Source organism: Arthrobacter sp. Hiyo1 (assembly GCF_001263615.2).
GTDB lineage: Bacteria > Actinomycetota > Actinomycetes > Actinomycetales > Micrococcaceae > Arthrobacter.
Window position 1 is genome coordinate 125,878 of record NZ_DF952471.1, and the last position, 6,301, is coordinate 132,178.

Below are 6,301 nucleotides of genomic sequence, written 5' to 3' on the forward strand. Positions count from 1 at the left end.
CACCCGGCGCATTGTCCGAAATTCCGATAATCGCGGTCCCTACTTCAACCGTGATGCCTTCGGCAACGAGCAATTCCGCCACGGTGCCGGCATACGGGGACGGCAATTCCACGAGGGACTTGGCGGTCTCGATCTCGCAGATGACGTCGTTGATGGCCACGGTATCGCCGGGCTTGACCTTCCAGGAGACGATTTCCGCCTCGGTCAGGCCTTCGCCGACATCCGGCAGGTTGAATTTCTTAACAGTCACTTAGGTCCTCGATCTCGGCTGGCCCGTCCGCGTGGCGGCGGGTGCAATCAGGGGCGGCTAGTAGGCCAGGGAACGGTCCAGGGCTTCGAGGATCTTGTCGATGTCCGGCAAGTAGTCCTCTTCCACCTTCGCCACGGGATATGGCATGTGGAAACCGCCCACGCGGATGACCGGAGCCTCCAGGTGCAGGAAAGCACGCTCACTGATCCGCGCAGCATCTCGCCGCCGATCCCTCCGAACGTCGGTGCCTCGTGGGCAACGATCAAGCGGCCGGTCTTCTTGACGGAAGCCGTGACGGTGTCGAAGTCGATGGGCGAAATCGAGCGCAGGTCGATCACTTCGATGCTGTGCCCGTCCTCTTCCGCGGCCGCTGCTGCGGCCAGCGCGACCGGTACCAGCGGCCCGTACGCCACGATGGTGGCGTCGGAACCTTCGCGCAGGACGTGCGCTTGGAAGGGGTCCGAAGCCAATCCGGCGTTCTCGGTATCCACCTCGCCCTTGAGCCAGTAGCGGCGCTTGGGCTCGAAGAAGATGACCGGGTCCGTGCAGTCAACGGCCTGCTGGATCATCCAGTAGGCGTCGTGGGCGTTGGACGGGGTGATGATGCGCAAGCCGGCGGTGTGGGCGAACAGTGCTTCCGGTGATTCCGAGTGATGTTCGATCGAGCCGATGCCGCCACCGTAAGGAATGCGGATGACTACGGGGACAGTCAACTTGCCGCCGCTGCGGGAGTGCATCTTGGCCAATTGGGTGGTGATCTGGTTGAACCCGGGGAACACAAAACCGTCGAACTGGATTTCGCAGATGGGACGGTAGCCGCGCAAGGCGAGGCCAATAGCCGTGCCGACGATGCCGGACTCAGCCAGTGGGGTATCCACCACCCGGTCTGCGCCGAACTCCCTGATGAGTCCGTCGGTCACGCGATAGACGCCGCCCAGCGGGCCGATGTCTTCGCCCATGAGCAAGGACTTCGGGTTATTGGTGAGCGAGGCACGCAGGCCTTCGTTGATGGCCTTGGCAATGGTCATAGTGGTCATCAGTTGCCTGCCCCCTCTTCCTCGTTGCCTTCGAATCCGGCGGAGTATTCCTCGAACCAAGCAAGTTCCTCGGCCACCAAGGGGTGCGGCTCGGCATAGACACCCGCGAATGACTCGCGGAAGTTGGGACCCTGCAGGCCTTGCGTGGTGCTGCGGACGTGAGCGGCGAGCTTGTCGCCGTCGACCCTGACTTGCTCAAAGAAAGCTTCGTCGGCGAGGCCCTCGTTGCGGAGGTACTTCTCAAGACGATCCAAGGGATCCTTGCCCCGCCATGAAATCTCCTCGGCGGATTCGCGGTACTTGGTGGGGTCGTCCGCCGTCGTGTGGGCACCAACGCGATACGTGTATGCCTCAATGAGCACCGGGCCGCGGCCTTCCCGTGCGTGCTCAAGCGCCCACTCGGTGACCGCATGGACTGCGATGACATCGTTGCCGTCAACGCGGATGCCCGGGAAGCCGTATCCCTTGGCCCGGTTGAACAGCGGAACCTTGGTCTGGACCTCGGTAGGGACGGAGATGGCCCAGTGGTTGTTCTGGCAGAAGAACACCACGGGAGCATTGTAGGAAGCCGCGAAGACCATGGATTCGTGGACGTCGCCTTCGGAGCTGGCACCGTCGCCGAAGTAGGCCACCACAGCAGCCTTCGGGTCGTTGGAACCATTGGCTTCCGCAAGCTTCTGGTCGCGCTGGATTCCCATGGCGTAACCGACGGAGTGCAGCGTCTGGGCCGCAAGGACGAGGGTATAGAGATGGAAGTTGTTCTCGGTGGGATCCCAGCCACCATTCGAAATTCCGCGGAACAACTTGAGGAGTTCCGCCAGGTCCACATCGCGGGTCAATGCGACGCCGTGTTCCCGGTACGTCGGGAAGATGTAGTCCTGCCGTTGGGTAGCCCGCCCGGAACCGATCTGGGCGGCCTCCTGGCCGGTGAGGGGAACCCAAAGTGCCAGCTCGCCTTGGCGCTGGAGTGCAGTGGCCTCCTGGTCGAAGCGGCGGACCTTGGCCATGTCGGCATAGAAGCCCCGGAGTTGCTCAGGATCAAGGCGCTTGGCGTAGTCCGAGAAGACTGGATCTGTCCCTAGCTTGCCGTCCGGCCCCAGCAGCTGGATCATGTCGGCCGCGGGATCGCTCGAAGCGCCTCCCGCAGGAGACTGCTGATCCAGTCCCGTTCCGTTGATCCCGGGGGTGGGCAATTGAGTTGCGCCCATTCCGTCTCCTTGCCTGCCACAGCCGATGCTGAGCAATATTCGCTGATATATGCCGATTCCGGAATGCATTCCGGAATCGGCATATCTTGGCTTTCGTCCCTTACTTTATCCGCAGTAAGGGACGCAGGGGCATTTGTTAACCGCTAGGAAGGCAGCGGCGCTTTTGTATAGGACGCACAGAGTTCCAGGAATCGAGTATTGGCCTCGACCTCTCCAATGCTGACCCGGACACCTTCGTTGCCGAAGGCCCGCACGGACAACGCCCGCTCGCCTGCCAGTCCGGCAAATTCGGCGCTATTCTCGCCAAGATTCAGCCATACGAAGTTGCCTTGGGCATCGGGCACGAACCATCCGAGCTCGCGAAGTCCCGCGGTAACCCGGTCCCGCTCGTCCACCAGGCTTTGTACCCTTTCAACAACTTGGTCGAAATTCTCCAACGAAGTAATGGCGGCGCGTTCCGCAATCTGCGAGACAGCAAATGGGGTGGCAGCGACGCGCAGGTGCTGGGTGAGATCCGGACCGGAGACGCTGTATCCAACGCGCAGCCCGGCAAGGCCGTGAGCCTTGGAAAAGGTACGGAGGACCACGACGTTAGGGTACTTGCGGTACAACTTGATGCCGTCCACGGCGTTCTCGTCCCTGACGAACTCCTGGTAGGCCTCATCGATGACCACGACGACGCCCGCCGGAACCGACTGGATGAACCGTTCAGTTTCCTCGTCCGTGAGGATGGGACCCGTGGGATTGTTCGGCGTGCAAAGCAAGATCACCTTGGTGCGGACGGTCACGGCGGCCGCCATGGCCTCGAGATCGTGACGCCCATCGGAAAGCAACGGGATCTGGACGCTCTCGGCACCGGCCAGTCCTACGGAAATGGGGTAGGCCTCGAAGGAACGCCAGGCGTAGATGACCTCATCAGACTTGCCGTCGTGGTTCTGTCCGGCAAAGGTGGACAAGATTTGGTTGAGGGCCCCGAGGCTTCCGGCCCCGGTGACAACGTCGTCAGCGGGAATTCCCAGGAAGTCAGCGAGCGCCGTGCGCAGCTTGGTGGACAGCGGGTCCGGATACCGGTTGATGTCCGACTGATCAGCGATCGCCTCGAGTACGGCGGGGATCGGGGGTAGCGGGTTTTCATTGGACGACAGTTTGTAACTGGTCAGGCCCTCAATCGCGGCGGGCGGCTTGCCTGCGGCATATTTGGGGAGCCTGTCCACCACCGGGCGGGGACGCACGCCCTCCGGTGCGTTGTCAGAAGAATTCATGGCACCAGCCTACTTGCAGGGCTTCGGGCCATGCTCGAAGCCCCTTGGCCTGTGCACATGAAAACCGGCGCATGTGAAAACGATCGCGTGTGAAACCGGCGCGTGTGAAAGCATGGGCGTATGGGTTCATTCATTGTGCGTGTCCTGATCAACGGACTGGCCCTCTGGGTTGCCAGTTGGATTCTGCCTGGGATGGATATTTCCACGTCGGCAACTACCAATGCGGTAAGCAACGCGGGGGTCACTCAAGGGGGCGACACTTTGGGCGTGGTTCTTGCCTATCTCTTCATAGGGCTCATTTTTGGCATCGTCAACGCCTTCGTGCGGCCTCTGGTCAAGCTACTCTCCCTTCCGATCACGATCCTCACCCTCGGCTTGTTCACGATTGTCATCAACGCGGCCATGCTGTCCCTGACAGCCTGGCTCAGTAGCTACACGCCGGTACACCTCACCATCGACCGTTTCTTCTGGACCGCAGTTCTCGCGGCGATCATCATCAGCCTGATCTCCATGGTGGCCAGCTGGATTCCAGGCGGTAGGCGGTAACAGGCCGTGAGAGGCCGTAAGTGGCCTTCGCCAGCATGTTCCTCGGCTTTCCTCACCGCCCTCCCCGAGGGGCCGGGGGCGCTTCGCGGTTCAGCTTGAACCGGCTCACCTTGGCCACTCCTCCGGCGCCCAGTATCCCGCCCAGAGCGGCAGTGGAAGCGGCCAGTGAAGGATCGGAACTGAGCTGCACCAGCTTCGCCCCTTCCTCATAGCGTGAGAGCTTGTGTGCCGGCCCAATGCCTGGGTCCTCACCGGTTCCAGGATCACCGGACTGGTCATGGTGACCGTGACTCTGTCCTTGGTGTCCGGATTCGCTTTGCCTTCCGCGCCGGGTACCCAATCCTGTTCGTGCTCCAAGTGCAGGCTCCCGATGCGGGCCTGCGGGGTAATCCCGCCGACGGGTGATCCAGCTGTCACCACAAACTTGAGGTCATACTCGGCGAGGAACGCTTTGTCCTTGCTCAGGTTCATGGCGTGGATTCCGCCTTGGCTGTGGCCGACTGCCACCACCGTTTCGCCGGCCGCGGCGCCAGCCTCGAGCAACGCCTGACGGATGGCCTTGCTGGTTTCCGTCGAGTTGTAACCCAGCGCTTCGGCAATCCCGGCCTCGTCCAATGGATTTCCCCCTCCCGGCGGGTTGCCTGGCTGGGTGCCCGGAATCAGCACCACCCATGCCCGTTCGCCGCCCTTATCTACCTGCATCACTTCAATTTCGCCCTCCGACGTGGCGCCGACGTGATCCAGTTCCCTGAGCATTCCTGCTGCCGACAGGTCCACGCTCTTGGTGGTTGACTCTCCCCGGCTGACCGTAATGGGACGTGGCTTGAGGAAAGCCAGTGCGGGAATCGCGACGATCGCTCTCAGGACTGCACCGACATCAGTGGGCCCGACGATTGCCCCTGCAAGGTTGGCCGCGGCCGGCGGTATCCCCACCAGCAGCTCCAATATCCGGGTCAGGTCCCGCACGGCTCCTTCGGTGGCGCCCCTCAAGCCAACGTCGAGGGGAGCAGGACCAGTCGCAGGACCTGGCATTCCCAATCCCATCCGCAACCTGATCGCCGCATGTGATTCCGCAAACTCGTATTCACGATGGCTCGCCCTGACCCCGTTGCCGATCAGCTGAAGCTGTTCGCGGACGCGTCCAACGTCCCGGCCGCTCTCACCAACGGCGATGATTGCGTTGCTGCCGCTCGCATAGGACGAGGCCTGGTGCGGGAAGAGAGCCACCCTCACCGCTTCAGCCTCCACTTCAATGGCCTGCAGTTGGAGCACCAGTGCGTCCAGCGCGGCGGCGCCAGCAAGCAGCTCTTCGAATTGGAAATGGATTCCCCCGACTCCGCCGCGTATCCGCAATGTGCCATCCGGCTCGGGTGCTCGGGGGTGGGGTGTTCCGCCCGCGCCGATAGGAGCGACCTCGGCCATCAGAAGCCAGGCTGGAGTTTCGTAGCCACATTTTGGGCATGGCGAAGGGTCGCTTCAGCTGCCTCATGCAAGGCATCACGCCCCCTTCGAAGGGAGGCGGCCTGAAAAGCCAGCGTGGTCCGGTAGGCACGGCCGGCCGGCGACTCCCATTGCTCGAGTTGCAACTGAGCAAGCCTTGCAAGAACGGCATCGGCTTGGTCGGCGCAGATCCTCATCCGCCATCCGAGCCTCTGGATCTCCGCGCCTCGTGAAATACACTGCTGCGAATCCAGATCCGTTCCTCCGGCCGCCATAAGAATGCCGCTCAAGACGTTGCCCTCCTCCGTGTCCATTGATGTTGTGGCACCGACGCTACGTTGTGCCCCGACAGCTCGGAACCGCCGTGATGGGCTATGTGGATAACCTGTAGGAAACGTGGTCGGGGAGGGCAAGCTGCGACGTTATTCACATAGAGAAGTCCGGCTTAAGGGCGCGAGCCGAGTTCATGAAAGAATTGCCCCATGCCTGAAACCGTCGCCGCCGCTGTTACCCGTACGCCCTCTGGACGCCTGGCCCTCGCCGCGTCGCCGGAGCCGA

The 6,301-nt window shown here is 62.2% G+C and carries 5 protein-coding genes and 1 pseudogene; 1 reads left to right on the forward strand and 5 read right to left on the reverse strand.

Features of this window, described 5'->3' with window-relative positions; genetic code table 11:
- From AHiyo1_RS12120 to AHiyo1_RS12135, 4 genes and pseudogenes are all read right to left on the reverse strand, one after another.
- Nucleotides 1-250 (reverse strand): biotin/lipoyl-containing protein (locus AHiyo1_RS12120; protein ID WP_340639318.1); only part of this gene is annotated, 250 nt, incomplete at its 3' end.
- Nucleotides 251-307: 57 nt separating this feature from the next.
- Nucleotides 308-1,287 (reverse strand): annotated as a pseudogene (locus AHiyo1_RS12125) (alpha-ketoacid dehydrogenase subunit beta).
- Nucleotides 1,287-2,495, reverse strand: coding sequence for a pyruvate dehydrogenase (acetyl-transferring) E1 component subunit alpha (gene pdhA / locus AHiyo1_RS12130; RefSeq protein WP_059388733.1), 1,209 nt, complete (start codon nucleotides 2,493-2,495; stop codon nucleotides 1,287-1,289). Before pdhA ends, AHiyo1_RS12125 begins: the two are co-directional and overlap by 1 nt.
- Before the next feature lie 143 nt (nucleotides 2,496-2,638).
- Nucleotides 2,639-3,757 (reverse strand): histidinol-phosphate transaminase, encoded by a 1,119-nt coding sequence (locus AHiyo1_RS12135; protein ID WP_059388734.1) that lies wholly within the window; start codon nucleotides 3,755-3,757, stop codon nucleotides 2,639-2,641.
- Between the two features lie 120 nt (nucleotides 3,758-3,877).
- On the opposite strand from AHiyo1_RS12135, the gene AHiyo1_RS12140 reads away from it, so the two are divergent.
- Nucleotides 3,878-4,303, forward strand: coding sequence for a phage holin family protein (locus tag AHiyo1_RS12140; protein ID WP_059388735.1), 426 nt, complete (start codon nucleotides 3,878-3,880; stop codon nucleotides 4,301-4,303).
- Nucleotides 4,304-4,408: 105 nt separating this feature from the next.
- Here the strand turns inward: AHiyo1_RS12140 and AHiyo1_RS12145 are convergent, their stop codons facing one another.
- The gene (locus tag AHiyo1_RS12145) at nucleotides 4,409-5,725 is read right to left on the reverse strand and encodes a hypothetical protein (protein WP_113990650.1); all 1,317 of its coding nucleotides are present in this window, start codon (nucleotides 5,723-5,725) and stop codon (nucleotides 4,409-4,411) included.
- Between the last annotated feature and the right edge of the window lie 576 nt (nucleotides 5,726-6,301).

Excerpts from the sequence above, each read along its gene's own strand:
- pdhA (WP_059388733.1), bottom strand. The coding sequence starts at position 2,495 with ATGGGCGCAACTCAATTGCCCACCCCCGGGATCAACGGAACGGGACTG.
- AHiyo1_RS12135 (WP_059388734.1), bottom strand. The coding sequence starts at position 3,757 with ATGAATTCTTCTGACAACGCACCGGAGGGCGTGCGTCCCCGCCCGGTG.
- AHiyo1_RS12140 (WP_059388735.1), top strand. The coding sequence starts at position 3,878 with ATGGGTTCATTCATTGTGCGTGTCCTGATCAACGGACTGGCCCTCTGG.
- AHiyo1_RS12145 (WP_113990650.1), bottom strand. The coding sequence starts at position 5,725 with ATGGCCGAGGTCGCTCCTATCGGCGCGGGCGGAACACCCCACCCCCGA.